Source organism: Labrenzia sp. THAF191a (assembly GCF_009363335.1).
GTDB lineage: Bacteria > Pseudomonadota > Alphaproteobacteria > Rhizobiales > Stappiaceae > Roseibium > Roseibium algicola.
Window position 1 is genome coordinate 316864 of sequence record NZ_CP045335.1, and the last position, 14786, is coordinate 331649.

Sequence of the window (14786 nt, forward strand, 5' to 3'; positions counted from 1 at the left end):
CTGAGTTGCCAGCGGCTGTTTGCCGAAGGCATGTCCATCACTTCTGGCTCCGCAAAAGTCTGCGGAGGAACGATGTTTTCAGAGGCGGCGGGGAGGTCGTTCGGGAAGGGTGATGTCCGAGACGTGAAGGGCATCTGGCGGCAACTGCGTGAAGGCGAGGGCCTGGGCAAAAACCAGCGCGATTTCCTGGCTATCGCGAACCGTATCGGCAGCGCACAACGCACCGCCGCAGCACAGGTCGAATTTCACCTGTCCGTCGTCCGGCATTTCATCGCCCATCATTGCCGAGGCATGACCCATCATCGTTTCACACGGCATGCCGGCGTTGGCCGCAACATGTTCTCCAGGAGCCATCATCGCCTGGTGCGCCGGTGCAAACCCGGCAAACAGCAGGGCAATCGCGAACAGGATCGTCGCGGCCAGTCTGCTGAAGTGATGCACGGGTCGGGTCATGTTGCGCGATATAATCCGGTCCAGCACAATTACAAGTGCCTGATAGGTGCCTATGAGCATGCCTTCGAAGGGCGGTTAATAAATTTCCGTTCTTGATCTGGAGCCGTGAAACTTCCGGTTCTGCGACAGTTCTTCCGATCACAAGACAACCTGAGACCTAAATACGCCTGGCGGGGCCGAAGCAGAAGCGAATATGAGCGTCGGTCCTTCAATTTTTCGTTTGCGTCAGGGAAATTGAAGCGGATCTGAACAGGATCGGAGCTATTCAAGCAATTGGATACCGGCGAAAAGGATAATGAGAATTCCGGCAGTCGCATCGAGCGCTCGGGAAACCACGCTGAGGGTCGCGCCGTTCCTGAGAGCGACATCGAGAAACAGGCGCTGGCCGGCAACCGCCAATCCTGCCACTGCACAAAGCGTGAAGGCGATGCCGACAAGCATCGATGCCGCGAACATCAGACCCGCCCCCGGTTCGCCTTGCGACAGGGCAGCCACCACGACAAACAATGTCAAAGGACACGGTACGAGACCGGCTGTAAGGGCCACCCAGAAGCCTTCGGCTCGCTTCCTGCCTGGCCTTGAGCGGATTGCCCGGACAAAAAGCCATGCGCCGATACCGATCAGTGTGACGCGGCTGATCAACTCGAGGGCCGGGGCCCGGCCGCCGCCAACAAAGGATCTTTCCACAAGCTGGGAGGCAAAGAAGGCGATCAGAACGGCTGTGAGCACATGTGTTGCCGCCAGAAGTGTCGAGACCGAAAATGCACGGGCGAAGCTGCTTCCGGCTCCGGCGACATAGCTGGCCAGGATCGTCTTTCCATGCCCGGGCGTCAAAGCGTGAATGGCGCCGAACAGCACCCCTGTCCCGATCATGCTCGCAAGAAGCCAGAAATCCCCCGACTGGCTGGTTTCCAGCAACGAAGCTCGCACGCCGCCATAAATCCAGCGCTGCCAGGAGATGAGAAGATCCATCATGGCTGGCGATCCGGCCAGGTGTGGTGAAGGCTGTCGATCACGAACGCATGTGCGTGTCGTTTTCCATGCGCTTTGGCAAGATGCGGGTGGTTTGCCGGCAGGTCGGGGTGCGCATGGTCGAGAATACTGTGATCGTCTGCAGGCCAGGACTTGCCGGCCACAGTCCAGCCAAGCACAGCCAAACCGGCGAGAACGACCATTGTCACAGACATCGAGGAATTTGCTCCAAGCCAACCGGCAAGCGGATAGGCAATCAGCCAGCAACCGTGCGAGAGAGCAAATTGCGCAGCAAAAACCAATGGACGGTCCTGGGGATGGGCGGAATTTTTAAGAAGCCGTCCAGAGGGCACGAGAACCGCCGACATGCCCGCCCCCATGGCAAACCAGACCAGCAGTAGGGCTGGCCAAACGAAAGGCACCGGCAGGACCGTCAACAGGCCGGCGAATATCAGCAACGAAACGGGAAGCAGTGCCCCGCCGGCGAGCATGACGAACCGTTCGGAACGGCTTGCTAGAAGCTTTGGCAACGTCAACGCGACGACCATCGAGCCCCCGCCATAGGCCGCCATCGACAAGGCCAGGTCGGTGTCGTTGAGACCAAGGTACGATTTCACGATGACGACACCGTTGACGATCACCATGGCTCCCGAGGCGGCAACCGCGAGATTGAGCGCCAGCAATCCTCTCAGGCGTGGTGTCTTCAGATAGATCTGCAGGCCCTTGACGGTTCTTCGGAACGCGGGCTCTTCCGCGTCGGCCTGCGGCGAGACGAGCCGAATGGTCAGGATCAACCCGGCGGAGAACAGGAAGCCGGCAACGGTGCCGGCGAACAACCAGTGGAAGCCGACAAGGCCAACCAGGACGGCTGCAATCATTGGGCTGAGAAGGTTTTCAAGATCATACGCCATGCGCGACAGCGACAAGGCACTCGTGTAGTCCTTTTCATCCGGAAGGATATCGGGAATGCTGGCCTGGAAGGCAGGGGTGAAGGCCGCGGACGCGGTTTGCAACAGGGCGATCAGAACGTAGACCTGCCAAATCTCGTCAACGAAGGGCAGGGCCACCGCGGTCAGAGCCCGGACGATATCCAACGTGACGAGAAACATCCGGCGCGGAAACCGGCTCGCATAAGCGGCAGCAATCGGGCTGATGCCGACGTAGACAATCATCTTGATCGCAAGGGCTGTTCCCAGAACGGCGCCAGCCTCATCGCCTGCAAGATCGAAGGTCAGCAGTGCCAGGCCAACCGTCATCAGACCTGTGCCGAACAACGCGATGACCTGCGCGAAAAAAAGATGGCGGTAGGTTTGATTTGCAAGTACCGAAATCACTTAACTCTCCAGCCGTCCAGCTTCACCGCGCCTTGCGATCGAACCTGTGCCGCAACTGCAATGCTTCATAGCCGTATGGCGAAAACGTACAGCCTTCAAGACGATGGGGCCCCTCCTTGCGCATTGATGAGGTCATGCCTTTCACGGATTTCCTGCGGCCACTGCGACTTGATCCAGGACAGGACGGCGATGATTTCGGTGTCTGTCAGCACGCCTTCAAATGCCGGCAGGTTCGAGTTGAAATTCTCAAGGCCAACCGCCTTCGCGGTGCCATGCTTCGTGATACGGAACAATAGATCGTCCTGATGATGCCAGGTGTGCCCGGTTTCGTCGTGCGGCGGCGCCTTCAGGGAACCGTCCGGATTGGCGTCCATCCAGTCGGGCTCTCCTTTCAGGTCGTCTCCGTGGCAAGCTGCGCAATTACGCGCGTAAATGTCTGCTCCCAAATGCACAAGCTTGAGGTCGTCCGGCTTCAGCCGGACGACACCTTCGTCAACATCGGGGGGTGCCAGGAGGAAAATGACACTGGCGACGACAATCACCACTGCCGCAGAAAGGACACCGAGCAAAATGCGGCTTCTCATGGTCTCTCTCCTTCAGATGGTCAGCCGTCCCTCTCCAGGAGATAGGTTGCCATTGCTTCCCGGTCCTCTTCGGACAGGAAAGCAGTGCCGTCGCGCACGACCTCGCCCATGGAGCCGCCGAAGACATCCCCGTCGGGCATGATCCCGGTTTTCAGCGCATACTGCAGAGAACTTATCGTCCAGCCCTGTCTCTTCAGCGCGGCACTCGTGATGGGTGGAGACTTGCCGCCGTCAGGCAGTTCGCTGGCGCCATGCAGAGCCAATTCCGCCTGACGTGCACCAGCGGCATTTCTAGGGGTGTGGCAAGCGCCGCAATGAGCCGGTCCCTCAACAATGAACTTGCCCCTGTTCCAGAGATCAGAGCGCGCAGGATCCGGGTCGAATGTCTCCGGCACGTAAAACAGTCCGCGCCAGAGTTTCAGACCCATTCTGAGATTGAATGGCGGCAACATGTCATGTGGTGTCGATGCTTCAGCAACGGGAGGAACCGTCTTGAAGGCTGCCCACAGGTCCGCGATATCCTGGTCGCTAAAGGAACCGTAAAACGGATAGGGAAACGACGGATAGTAGGGCTCCCCTTCCGGCGAAATACCCTGTCGTACCGCCGCTGCAAAATCCTGCAAGTTCCAGTTTCCGATGCCGTGATCCGGATCCGTCGTCAGGTTGGGCGAATAGAATGTGCCGAAGTCCGTCGGCAGCCTGACACCGCCAGCCAGAGGTTTCCCGCCACCTTCCGTATTGGTATGGCAGGCGATACATCCCGACATCCTGGCAAGATAGGCGCCGCGGCCCGGATCGCCGGCAAGGACTTCGATCCGTTCGGGCTTGTCGACAGGCCAGAGGTAAAACACGGCGAACGCCGCTCCCGCCAACGCGGGAGCAACGATCGCAACAATGAGCCAGAGGCGCATCGATCAGTTTTTCTCGACCCTGAATTTTGAGTGACAGGCCGAACAGGTCTGCGCGACCATGTTGAAAAGCCCGTCCGCAGGCATCTGGGCCAGCATTTCGGGATCGGCCATGTGACCGGCGTTCCCCATCATGCCACCCGACCCCATCATTCCTCCGGAGCCCATCATACCACCCTGGGACATCATGGAATTTCTACCCATCATGGTGTCTTGCCCCATCATGCCCGACTGACCCGTCATACCTGCACCGCCCTTGCCGTGTGCCAGGCCGTTTTCTGCCGCTGCGCCAAGTCCTGCTGCAAATACGTCCAGCTGTTTTGCGAGCTCAGAGAATTCTTCCCAGTCAGTCCAGATTTCCGGTTTCGCCTCCGATGGGCCTTCGATGCTGTGTTCCGGGAACAGCTTGGTCAGGGCCTCGCCGGAATGGGACTGGATAACCGCAGCGCCCTCACGCACTGCGTCCGCATCATAGTCCTTTTCTCCACGCATGATGGCAGTCAGCGACTTCATCACGTCGCCCATCTCATCCATCGCGTCCATGCGTTCCTTGACGATTCCGGACGCCCCACCATGTGCAAAGGCGCCAGCAACGCCTGTAAGCAACAGCGCGCCAGTCACTGATATAACCGTAAATTTCATTGATCTTGTCCTGTATCCAGATTGCGTGGCGGATATTCCGCCTCAAGCGATTTCAAACGGATAAAGGAGCCGGTCGTGGGGGAGGCGGATCAATCTTCCACACCCGGGACACATTGGACACCACGGTGTCACGGACGCTGTCTTCGATGAGGTCAGGGATGCTCAGATGCTCGTCATCCGTCAACGCCAGCAAATAGGCCCCACAATGCACGGTTTCATGATCTGCCACATTGTGATCGGAATGGTTTGAAGCATGATCGTGGGGAATATCGCCGCCGGAGGCGGCAGCGGTTTCATGTGAGTGTTCGTGGGCAGTTCCGGCAAGCGAATGACTGAACGATCCTCCGGCAGCAACGAAGGCCGCCACGAGGAGCATTTTCAAAGTCGTCCAAAAGCAAGACTGCAACCGCATCAGCAATGACCTACTGGATCCTGTTTGCCAGCATCGAACCCGAACCTCTGTCACAATCCGGTGAACCTATGCCCCGGTCAACCCTTGTCTGGCCGGCATATCGCCGAACCGCACCATTAATGCTTGATCGAGACCGTCTTGTGGGCACTCAGGCCTATGTCCTCAACGCAACGTATGGTCTTGGCCGGTCGCCCGGGCTGGCGCGAGACGTCCCCAATGTTCATGTCATCCCCTCCTATTCAGCAGGCGCGGCTTCGGCACTTGGCGTGAAAGCGACCCTGGACCTTGCTTCATCCATCACTGGCGCGATCCGGCGAAGTCGCAAGGCATTGGTGAGGACGAACACCGACGACAACGCCATGGCGCCTGCTGCAAGAACGGGTGACAGCAACAGGCCAAAGGCTGGATAAAGCGCCCCGGCGGCCACCGGGATCAGGGCCGTGTTGTAGGCAAATGCCCAGAACAGGTTTTCCTTGATGTTGCGCATGGTGCGGCGCGACACTTCGTAAGCGTTCACGACGCCTCTCAGATCGCCCGACATCAGCACGACATCGGCGGATTCAATCGCCACATCGGTACCTGTGCCGATCGCGATACCGACATCGGCATGGGCGAGGGCAGGGGCATCATTGATGCCATCTCCAACGAAGGCAATACGGCCCTCGTCACCCTTGAGTTCGGTCAGGGCGTCAACCTTGCCGTCGGGCAGAACACCCGCGATGACGATGTCGATCCCGGTTTCCGCGGCAATTGCCTCGGCGGTTTCCCGTTTGTCGCCGGTGATCATCGCGACCTTCAACCCCAGCTCATGAAGCGCTGCAATTGCGGCACGGCTCGATGGTTTGACCGGGTCGGCAACTCCGACAACAGCTGCAATTCTGCCGTCAATGGCTGCATAGAGAGCTGTGCGCCCACGGGTCGCCAGCCTGACCTCCTCGTCCACCAGCGCATCGGTCGCAATACCTTCGCGCTTCATCAGCCGATCAGCGCCGACGAGCACCCGTTGACCGTTCACAATAGCGGAAACACCATGACCGGTGATGGAGTTGAACTCACTGACCGCGAACCTCTCCACGCCCTCCTTGCCCGCTGCCCGCACGATGGCCTCGGCAACAGGATGTTCAGAGCGAGCCTCAACCGCGGCAATGCGCGACAGAACGAAAGAGCGTTCAAAACCGTCCGCCAGGACGAGGTCGGTCAGTTCCGGCCGGCCCTCTGTAACGGTGCCCGTCTTGTCCAGCGCAACAATATCGACGTCGGCAAGCTGCTGCAGCGCGTCCCCCTTGCGGAACAGGACGCCCATCTCGGCTGCCCTGCCGGTGCCCACCATGATCGATGTCGGTGTTGCAAGGCCCATGGCACACGGACACGCGATGATGAGCACCGACACACCGGCCACAAGGGCCAGCGTCAATGCAGGGTCCGGACCGAAAGTCAGCCACACCAGGACCGTGGCCACGGCAACGGCCATGACAGCGGGAACGAACCACAGCGTGATGCGGTCCACCAGCCCCTGGATCGGCAGCTTGGCGCCCTGGGTTTCCTCGACCATGCGGATGATCTGCGAAAGGGTCGTATCGGCACCGACACGCGTTGCCTTGAACTGAAGTCCTCCGGTGCCATTCACCGTGCCCCCAGTCACCGCGCTGCCAGCCGATTTCGCGACAGGCACGGGCTCGCCGGTGATCATGCTTTCATCGACGTGGGAGAACCCTTCAACGACTTCACCGTCAACCGCGAGACGCTCTCCTGGGCGCACCACGACGATGTCGCCAATAGCCAGCGTTTCGATAGGCACTTCCACCATCTCTTCGTCCCGCAGCACCCGGGCCGACTTGACCTGAAGGCCGAGGAGGCTCTGGATGGCCGCGCCGGTGCGGCCCTTCGCCCTAGCCTCCAGGAAACGGCCCAACAGGATCAGAACGACAATCACGGCGGCTGCCTCGAAATAAACGGCGCGAACCTCGGCGGGCACCAGATCCGGCAGGAAGGTGGCAACCACCGAATAGAGATAGGCGGCTCCGGTTCCCACGGCCACCAGGCTGTTCATGTCCGGCGCCCCTTTCAAGAGCGCCGGAAACCCCTTCAGATAGAAAGATCGGCCCGGACCGAAAACCACCACGCTCGTCAGCACGAACTGCAGGATCCAGCTCATTTGCTGACCAATGGTCACCGCGATCAGGTGGTGAAAAGCGGGGATCAGATGCCCGCCCATTTCGATCAGGAACACGGGCAAGGCAAAGGCTGCGGCAATCGCCATCTTGCGCGCCAGCTCACGGGCTTCTTCCGCCTTGCGTTCACTGCGATCCTGAGACGTTCCTGCGTCTGCCAGACTTGCAGGATAGCCGGCATCCGTGCTGGCCTTCACCAGCTCCTGAACGGTTGTGGCACCTTCTGCAAAGACGATCGTTGCCGTTTCGGCCGCAAGATTGACGCTGGCACTGAGGACCCCGGGCACCGCCAGCAACGCCTTGTCGACACGTCCGACACAAGAGGCACAGGACATGGACTGAATAGTCAGCGTGACCGTCTGCGTTCGCGCCGGATAGCCGAGATCATCCAGTTTGGCGACAACGGCGGTGATCTTGTCAGGAGTGGCCGTAAACTGCGCGCTTTCAGTTGCCAAGTTCACACCGACATCTTCAAGCCCTTCGACAGCCGCCAGGCCGCGCTCGACGCGTCCGACACACGATGCGCATGACATTCCCTGAACCGACAAGGAGAATTTGTGTTGCCCAGACATGGGTCCAACTCCGGCATGGATTGTTCGATTTCCCTCAAATGAGGCTTCCAGTCACTGGAAGGTCAAGGATCGTTCAAGATATTTTTCAAACTTTTTTCTTCTTGACCCTCCAGCCGCTGGAACCGGGAAAAACAGAAAATCGATCAACTACGGAGCCAATCATGAAGTTTAGCGTTCCAGATATGAGCTGTGGTCACTGCAAGGCAACCATCGGCAAGTCCATTGAGCAGGCGGACGGATCTGCCCAGGTCGAATTCGACATGGCGAACAGGACCGTGACCGTGACGAGCGCCCGATCTGCACAGGAAATCGCAGGCATTCTCAAGGAGGCCGGCTACAGCTCCGAGCTGTTGCAGCAAACCCCGTGAGAATTTTATCCCTCTTCTCCGGGGACATTGCCTGATGTTTTCATCCATTGTTCTGCTGGGCGGCACCGGCGACGTAGGTCGCCGGGTGGTCAACCTCTTGAACGAACACACGGATTGCCGGATTTATCTGGTCTGAAGGAAAGGCGGCACAGATACCGAGCGTGTCCGGCACCTGAAGATGGACCTCGGTGCGAAAGAGGCACTGGACAGGCTCCCGAAAGGCGCCGCGGTCGTGAACCTCACGGAAACGACCTCTCACGCTCTTGCTGCCGTGGTTGTCCGGAGAGGGGGTCTTTTCCTCGATGCATCCGCGTCTCCAGAATATGTTTCGGCTCTTGAACCCAAATCACGACCAGGGTCAGTGATGGGGTGACTGGCCAGACGCCAGTGCGAGATGGTGTTCCTGATGATGCGCGCCCAGTGTCATCACGCCGATAAACCCGAGTCCCGAGAGCTTCTGCAGGTCTGAAAGCTTGCTGACGTAAACCGACAGAATTGCCCCGCCGGGCACTTCCGCCACTTCATAGCGGAAACCACGGGTTCCGTTCATGGTGGCGGCATGGGCCGTCAACATCCGCCTGATCGAGTTGGTGACATCGCCGTCTCCCGTCACGGTGAACCGGTAACCATCCTCGACCGGCAAGGTTTTTACATCTGCCCGCAAGGTGACGTTGTCCATGTCGGCAAGATGGTTCCGCAGTGCTTCGATATCGACCCTGGACCAGTCTGTTTCAGGATCTGCTTCAAGGATTGCCACGATTTCCTGAATTGCTGCGAAAGCGGACTGCCCCGGTTCACGCGGAACCGCCTTAGCGGACGATGGTTTGGTGCCATGTGCCGCATGCTGCGTGGCAGAATGGTCATGATGCTGCGTTGTCTGGGTCTGGGTCTGGGTCTGGGTCTGGGTCTGGGCCAGAACCGGAGTGCTGCACACAATGGCGGCGGTCAGGGCAAGAATGTACCGGCTCATGGTTTCTCCTTTGCTTTGCGTCCCATCTTGCCTGAGGAACTAAAATCAGAACATGATAGCTATCATGTCGATGGATATTCCCGCCTTCTTTGAAACGTCTGGAACCTTTGAGCGCCGAGTGCCGGCGGGAGCGTATCTGTTCCATCAGAACAGCAAGGTAGAGAACCTGTTTCTGGTGACCGCTGGTGAAATTCAGCTTGTCCGCCACCAGACAGGGGGAGCCGCACTCGTTCTACAACGCGCTTTTCCAGGTGCAGTCGTGGCTGAAGCCTCTGCTTTTGCCGCAATTTATCACTGCGACGCGATTGTCCGATCAGATGCCACCGTACGTGGGATCTCGAGGCCGAGCTTCCTCGACCTTTTTCGCACTGACCCGAAACTGGCAGAAGCCTGGGCGGCACGGCTTGCCCGGGAGGTACAGACAACTCGCCTGAGGAGCGAAATTCTGGCCCTCAGAACAGTCGCGGAACGTCTGGATGCCTGGCTCGCCTGGCACGGCACATTGCCGCCGAAAGGTGAATGGCACCAGATTGCCCGACAGATAGCTGTCAGTCCGGAAGCCCTCTACAGAGAAATCGCAAAGCGACATAAGAGTAAGAGCCAGTTCCTCGCATGAAAGCTCAACTTACTTCGAACCGCTGTTGCGGGCCGCAAGGCTTATCCAGGCCTGTCCGAGAACCAACGGAAGAAAACTCATCGCGCCAGCGACCAGAAGACCCGTCAGTCCTGGCCATGGCAATGCCAGAAGTGCTGACAGATCCGTATTCAGAAGCGCCATTGCGACAAGTGAGAGGCACAACGAGATAGCACCCCAGACATAACCATTGCGAAGGACATCGCTTTTCCAGAACGGGCCTGTTGCGGCACGCATGTTGAAGACGTTCCAGAGCTGTGACAGTGCCAACGTCAGAAAGGTAACCGTGATGGCTCTTTCCGTTTCCAGACCAAGCAGAAACAAAGCGATGACAAATGCAGCAAGCGTCGAAAACGTAATCGCGCAACCAAGGTAACCGATCAACATCCAGCGGGACCCGTCGACGATAGGCTCACCGGGGTCCCGTGGCGGGCGCTGCATTACCCCGTCTTCCCCCTTACCGAGCCCCAGGGCAAAGGCGGGGAAGACATCGGTCACCAGGTTGAGGAACAGGATCTGAAGTGGCAGGAGCGGGACAGGCAGGCCGACACCAACCGCAATGCCCACAATCAAAACCTCGCTGACGTTGCAGGACATCAGATAAACGACGAACTTGCGGATATTCTCGAAAATGATCCTGCCCTGGCGCATTGCGGCGATGATCGTCGCGAAGTCGTCGTCCTTCAGGACAATGTCGGACGCTTCACGGGCAACCTGTGTGCCGCGCTTGCCCATGGCAATTCCGATATCCGCTTTCTTGAGAGCCGGAGCGTCGTTGACGCCATCGCCCGTCATGGCGACCACATGGCCGCCATCCTGAAAGAGTGAAACCAGGTTCAGCTTGGTGTCGGGTGCCACCCTTGCAAAGACATCGGTCGCCATGAGCTGTTCGCGCTGCTCTGCCGTCGCCTGTGCCATGTCGATCCCGTTTAATTCATGGCCGGACAGCACTTTCAGGCCGGACGTTCCGATGCCTGCGTCCTGTGCGATCTTCGCCGCGGTCTCGGCATGGTCACCGGTCATCATCACAACCCGGACACCCGCCTGCTGACTGGCCCTGATCGCTCCTGGAACGTCTTCCCGTATCGGATCAAGAAAGCAGACCAGTGCGACCAGCGTCAGACCTTCATAGGGATCTTCGGAAGGTGTTGCTGCCGTTTTGAAGGCAAGGGCGAGGAGACGCTGGCCGCATCGGGCCGCCTCTTCCTGACGGCCGCGCCATGCAGCACGGTCCGCATCCGTAAAGGCGCGGGTGCCTTCGGTTCCTAGTACCCCGGATGCCGCGTTCAGGACGGCTTCCGGAGCGCCCTTGACGGCATAAAGAAAGTGGCCATCACCATGATGGACCGTTGCCATCATCTTGCGCTGCGGAGTGAAGGCATACTGTTCTGCCGGCTTCATTGTCTCAAGCAAGCGAGATCTTGCAAGACCCGCGGCAGATGCAGCGGCCAGTAACGATATCTCCATCGGATCACCGATCCGTACTTCATCCGGACCATCTGAATATTCCGCCGAATTGCACAGCGCACCAATCCTGAGAGCAGCGGCAAGGCTCTCCGTGGAGGCCGGTTCGATGTTCTGGCCTTCTGAACAAAAGCGAATGCCGGTGCCTTCATGCAGAATGTCGATATCCGCGCTGTCGAGAAGATAACGGACGGCCGTCATCCGGTTTTCCGTCAAGGTTCCGGTCTTGTCGGTCAGGATCAGTGTCGTCGCCCCTAGCGTCTCTACAGCCGAAAGTTCGGTGACGAGCGCGTTGCGGGCCGCCATGCGCCACATGCCTCTGGCCAGGCACAACGTCGCCACGATCGGCAGGCCCTCCGGAATGGCGGCAACCGCAAGCGCAATACCGGTTTTCAGCATCTCTGACAGAGGATGGCCCCAGAGAATGCCTGCCATGATCGTGAGCGCGGCAAGCACCAGCGTCAGCCAGACCAACTTCTGCCCCAGCCTGTCCAGTCTCCTTTCGAGGGGAGAGATTTCGGCGTCGGCCTGTTGCGCAAGGGCGCTGATCCGGCCGAGTTCCGTCGACATGCCGGTGGCAACAACGATGCCTTCGCCAAGCCCCTGAGTGACCGCCGTTCCGCTGAATGCCATGTTGAAGCGTTCGGCAAGCACCGTTTCTTCGGCCATCGTGGAAGTCTGCTTTTCAACCGGAACGCTTTCCCCGGTCAGCAGGGACTCATCGCAATGAAGATCGGAAGCGACCGTGAGGCGAAGGTCAGCCGTGACGACATCTCCTGCCTCAAGGATCACGATGTCTCCAGGAACCAGCGCCGTTGCCTCGATCTCAAGCACCTTGCCGCTTCGGCGCACACGGGAGTGCGTCGTGGTGATCCGCAACAGGGCTTCCATCGACCGGGCCGCCCGCAACTCGGTGAAGAACCCGATGGCACCGTTCAGAACCAGGACGATGGATATCGCGATCGCGTCGGCGAAGTCGCCCAGAAGCAGAGACATGAAAACGGCGGCTGCAAGAAGCCAGACAATGATGCTCGCAAATTGATGGGCAAGGATTGCGAATGCGCTCTTGGTTTTCAGCTCGCGAAACCTGTTGGTGCCATAACGCTGTCGACGCCTGACAACTTCATCTTCCCCGAGCCCCGCCATGGGGTGAACCGAAAGTTCCTGAGCAACCACTTCAGGGTCGATTGCGAAGGGAGTGTCGATGCTGGTTTGGTGCAAACGGTTCAGGGCTAATGGATCCGTCGAGGCAGCGGCAACTTGGCCGTTCAAGATAAGATGAGAACGCTGAATACGCTTCTGTCACGGACGAATTCTCGCGGGTGGAACGCGGCACGCCAAGTCGGGACCAATGCTTATTCCACCCGGAACACCTGCCGACTGGCTACGTAGTCACCACCAGTTTGCCTCTCAATCGTTTTCCCGGAAAATGCAGATGATGATCTGCACGGCGCGCGCCCACGCAGGCGAACAGGGGAGGGAGCCGGTACGATGACCTACAAGACGATACTCGCAATCACGGAACTTGATGTCTCTGCGGAAACCGTCGGGAAGGCTGTCACGGTAGCGAAGGCTTTTGATGCTCATCTCACAGTTTTGCCGATCGGTGAAGTCCCGCAACTGCCGTTCTACGGATCTGGCGGGCACGGATACATCGAAATCTGGGCGAAGGAATTCGACCAGCGAAAGATCGAGCTGACATCCCTTGCATCCCGCGTAGAAGCACAGCTTGCAAGGGAAGGTATCTCGTTCGACGTCCGGCCAAGTCTGTCTTCTACCGCTCGCCAGGACAATCTTGTTGCCCGCCATGCCATCTATTGTGATCTGGCTGTTGTCCTGCGCTCCGTGGAGCAAGAGCTCAATTCCGTCGAAAAGAATGCGATCGATGGAGCGCTGTTCGATTCCGGCCGGCCCGTGCTTTATGTTCCGAGTTCCTTCAAGGCCGACCACATTGGCACAAAAGTGGCCATCGCCTGGAATTCACGGCGGGAAGCCGCCCGTGCCGTTTCCGAGTCGCTGCCGTTTCTGAAGTCAGCCGAGGAAATCACGCTGCTGCTGGTTGACCCGGTCGTCGGCGACAATGATCACGGGGAAGACCCTGGCAGCGATATCGCAACGGTCCTTGCCCGCCACGGTCTCGGCATTTCCGTTCAAAGTGTGGCGTCGGCCGACAGGCCCGTGTCCGAAGCCTTGCTGGACAGTGTACGCGAACTGGGAGCCGACCTTCTGGTAATGGGTGCCTACGGACATTCACGCCTGCGGGAGAACATTCTGGGAGGCACAACACGGGAAATGCTGGAGCAAACCGTCATCCCCCTGTTGCTGTCGCGCTGACCGACGCAGCTTCTGGCCCCTGGATTTGTCAGGGGCCAGAGGCCCGCGAAAGGCTCAATGCTGACCTTTACCGCGCACGCCGTTACGTTCGCCACCAATACACCGTTGGATTTTCGGCTTGTTCGTCGCTGAGTTCTGCACTCTGCTCCTTAGCTCTGATCCATGTATTCATCCTCGTCATCAATGTGACGATTGGCAAAATCGAACCAGTTCATGCCGTTTTGCCGCTGGGTCATTACCGGTTGTGCGCCGGGGAAGCTGGGGCTGGGCGTTATGGGGGGAGGCATTCCGATCGGATCTACCACGTCCATTTTCGAATCCAGTGGGTCCGCAATGCGCCAGAACATTTGATCATCGACGGAGCTGTGGGTGTTGTCGATCTGGTAGCGTTTGAGCAGCGAGTTCGTGTCGTTCAAGGTCAGGTCTACCTGGAATCCCGAGGGGCAAAGCCCGCGGGTGTGCGACAGAGAACCATTGTAATAAAGATGCACGGTCATCTTCACCAGATTGTCGTGCGCTTCTTGCTGCTGCGCGATCTCATGAACCTCGACTTCCATTCGCCGCCATTCGCCGTTCCGTTGGAATTGCGACCATTGCGGACAGATATTGGCCGGGACATCGGGGCCACCCAACTCCAGAGCGATGATGTGTCCCTTGTCCATGTCGACCTTGCCGCTATTGCGTGGGCTGATCAGTTTGGCCTTCTTGGGAATGCGCTTGGTCGCGCCAATCCGAAAACCCGAAAACGGTTCCGGCGCCGACTTACGGCCCGACGTGGTGTCAAGAGGATAGACATATCCATAGACCGAAGTCTGCCGCTCGTATTGATGATGGGTTCCAGGGCAAATGATTTCAGTCAATACAGTCACCGCACCGTATTCGTCGGGACGTTTTTCTTTTCGATCGTACAAAGTGTTGAAGGTGTAGACAGGCATCCGGCAGGCCCTTTGATAGCTGATCAAGTCATT

General features: G+C 58.6%; 15 protein-coding genes. 3 read left to right on the forward strand and 12 right to left on the reverse strand.

What is annotated here, in order from left to right; genetic code table 11:
* Nucleotides 1-78: 78 nt before the first annotated feature.
* The 8 genes from FIV05_RS29875 to FIV05_RS29915 form a co-directional block, all read right to left on the reverse strand.
* A complete protein-coding gene (locus FIV05_RS29875) occupies nt 79-453 on the reverse strand; it encodes a hypothetical protein (RefSeq protein ID WP_152512351.1) in 375 nt (124 codons plus the stop codon).
* Nucleotides 454-714: 261 nt separating this feature from the next.
* Nucleotides 715-1428 carry an ABC transporter permease gene (locus FIV05_RS29880; RefSeq protein ID WP_152512350.1) on the reverse strand — a complete coding sequence of 238 codons (714 nt, stop codon included), beginning with the start codon at nt 1426-1428 and terminating at the stop codon, nt 715-717.
* Entirely contained in the window at nt 1425-2759 is a 1335-nt protein-coding gene (locus FIV05_RS29885) for an MFS transporter (protein ID WP_152512349.1), read from the reverse strand. The genes FIV05_RS29880 and FIV05_RS29885 overlap by 4 nt, the downstream gene beginning before the upstream one ends.
* Before the next feature lie 95 nt (nt 2760-2854).
* Nucleotides 2855-3343 carry a cytochrome c gene (locus tag FIV05_RS29890; protein WP_152512348.1) on the reverse strand — a complete coding sequence of 163 codons (489 nt, stop codon included), beginning with the start codon at nt 3341-3343 and terminating at the stop codon, nt 2855-2857.
* A 20-nt stretch (nt 3344-3363) separates the two neighbouring features.
* Nucleotides 3364-4254, reverse strand: a complete 891-nt coding sequence (locus FIV05_RS29895; RefSeq protein ID WP_152512347.1) for a cytochrome c — start codon at nt 4252-4254, stop codon at nt 3364-3366.
* Between the two features lie 3 nt (nt 4255-4257).
* The gene (locus FIV05_RS29900; protein WP_152512346.1) at nt 4258-4893 is read right to left on the reverse strand and encodes a cytochrome c; all 636 of its coding nucleotides are present in this window, start codon (nt 4891-4893) and stop codon (nt 4258-4260) included.
* A 52-nt stretch (nt 4894-4945) separates the two neighbouring features.
* Nucleotides 4946-5269, reverse strand: coding sequence for a hypothetical protein (locus FIV05_RS29905; protein ID WP_055661045.1), 324 nt, complete (start codon nt 5267-5269; stop codon nt 4946-4948).
* 271 nt (nt 5270-5540) lie between these two features.
* Nucleotides 5541-8048: a heavy metal translocating P-type ATPase gene (locus FIV05_RS29915; RefSeq protein WP_152512345.1), complete on the reverse strand. Its 2508-nt coding sequence runs from the start codon at nt 8046-8048 to the stop codon at nt 5541-5543.
* A 161-nt stretch (nt 8049-8209) separates the two neighbouring features.
* Between FIV05_RS29915 and FIV05_RS29920 the strand changes: the two genes are divergently transcribed.
* Nucleotides 8210-8416: a heavy-metal-associated domain-containing protein gene (locus tag FIV05_RS29920; protein WP_152512344.1), complete on the forward strand. Its 207-nt coding sequence runs from the start codon at nt 8210-8212 to the stop codon at nt 8414-8416.
* A gap of 40 nt (nt 8417-8456) precedes the next feature.
* Here FIV05_RS29920 and FIV05_RS29925 read toward each other — a convergent pair whose 3' ends face one another.
* Both FIV05_RS29925 and FIV05_RS29930 read right to left on the reverse strand, forming a co-directional pair.
* The gene (locus FIV05_RS29925; protein ID WP_152512343.1) at nt 8457-8675 is read right to left on the reverse strand and encodes a hypothetical protein; all 219 of its coding nucleotides are present in this window, start codon (nt 8673-8675) and stop codon (nt 8457-8459) included.
* A gap of 99 nt (nt 8676-8774) precedes the next feature.
* The gene (locus FIV05_RS29930) at nt 8775-9386 is read right to left on the reverse strand and encodes a hypothetical protein (protein WP_152512342.1); all 612 of its coding nucleotides are present in this window, start codon (nt 9384-9386) and stop codon (nt 8775-8777) included.
* A 52-nt stretch (nt 9387-9438) separates the two neighbouring features.
* Here FIV05_RS29930 and FIV05_RS29935 point away from each other — a divergent pair, with 52 nt between their 5' ends.
* The gene (locus tag FIV05_RS29935) at nt 9439-10002 is read left to right on the forward strand and encodes a Crp/Fnr family transcriptional regulator (protein WP_152512341.1); all 564 of its coding nucleotides are present in this window, start codon (nt 9439-9441) and stop codon (nt 10000-10002) included.
* A gap of 9 nt (nt 10003-10011) precedes the next feature.
* On the opposite strand, the gene FIV05_RS29940 is transcribed toward FIV05_RS29935, so the two are convergent.
* Complete coding sequence (locus tag FIV05_RS29940; RefSeq protein ID WP_286202325.1) at nt 10012-12705, reverse strand: cation-transporting P-type ATPase; 2694 nt, start codon at nt 12703-12705, stop codon at nt 10012-10014.
* Between the two features lie 270 nt (nt 12706-12975).
* Here FIV05_RS29940 and FIV05_RS29945 point away from each other — a divergent pair, with 270 nt between their 5' ends.
* Nucleotides 12976-13818, forward strand: a complete 843-nt coding sequence (locus tag FIV05_RS29945) for a universal stress protein (protein ID WP_152512339.1) — start codon at nt 12976-12978, stop codon at nt 13816-13818.
* Nucleotides 13819-13967: 149 nt separating this feature from the next.
* Here the strand turns inward: FIV05_RS29945 and FIV05_RS29950 are convergent, their stop codons facing one another.
* Nucleotides 13968-14753 carry a DNA/RNA non-specific endonuclease gene (locus tag FIV05_RS29950; RefSeq protein ID WP_152512338.1) on the reverse strand — a complete coding sequence of 262 codons (786 nt, stop codon included), beginning with the start codon at nt 14751-14753 and terminating at the stop codon, nt 13968-13970.
* Between the last annotated feature and the right edge of the window lie 33 nt (nt 14754-14786).

Bases quoted from the DNA above. Each gene is read 5' to 3' on its own strand.
- FIV05_RS29875 (WP_152512351.1), bottom strand. From the start codon at position 453: ATGACCCGACCCGTGCATCACTTCAGCAGACTGGCCGCGACGATCCTG.
- FIV05_RS29880 (WP_152512350.1), bottom strand. From the start codon at position 1,428: ATGATGGATCTTCTCATCTCCTGGCAGCGCTGGATTTATGGCGGCGTG.
- FIV05_RS29890 (WP_152512348.1), bottom strand. From the start codon at position 3,343: ATGAGAAGCCGCATTTTGCTCGGTGTCCTTTCTGCGGCAGTGGTGATT.
- FIV05_RS29895 (WP_152512347.1), bottom strand. From the start codon at position 4,254: ATGCGCCTCTGGCTCATTGTTGCGATCGTTGCTCCCGCGTTGGCGGGA.
- FIV05_RS29900 (WP_152512346.1), bottom strand. From the start codon at position 4,893: ATGAAATTTACGGTTATATCAGTGACTGGCGCGCTGTTGCTTACAGGC.
- FIV05_RS29905 (WP_055661045.1), bottom strand. From the start codon at position 5,269: ATGCTCCTCGTGGCGGCCTTCGTTGCTGCCGGAGGATCGTTCAGTCAT.
- FIV05_RS29915 (WP_152512345.1), bottom strand. From the start codon at position 8,048: ATGTCTGGGCAACACAAATTCTCCTTGTCGGTTCAGGGAATGTCATGC.
- FIV05_RS29920 (WP_152512344.1), top strand. From the start codon at position 8,210: ATGAAGTTTAGCGTTCCAGATATGAGCTGTGGTCACTGCAAGGCAACC.
- FIV05_RS29930 (WP_152512342.1), bottom strand. From the start codon at position 9,386: ATGAGCCGGTACATTCTTGCCCTGACCGCCGCCATTGTGTGCAGCACT.
- FIV05_RS29935 (WP_152512341.1), top strand. From the start codon at position 9,439: ATGATAGCTATCATGTCGATGGATATTCCCGCCTTCTTTGAAACGTCT.
- FIV05_RS29945 (WP_152512339.1), top strand. From the start codon at position 12,976: ATGACCTACAAGACGATACTCGCAATCACGGAACTTGATGTCTCTGCG.
- FIV05_RS29950 (WP_152512338.1), bottom strand. From the start codon at position 14,753: ATGCCTGTCTACACCTTCAACACTTTGTACGATCGAAAAGAAAAACGT.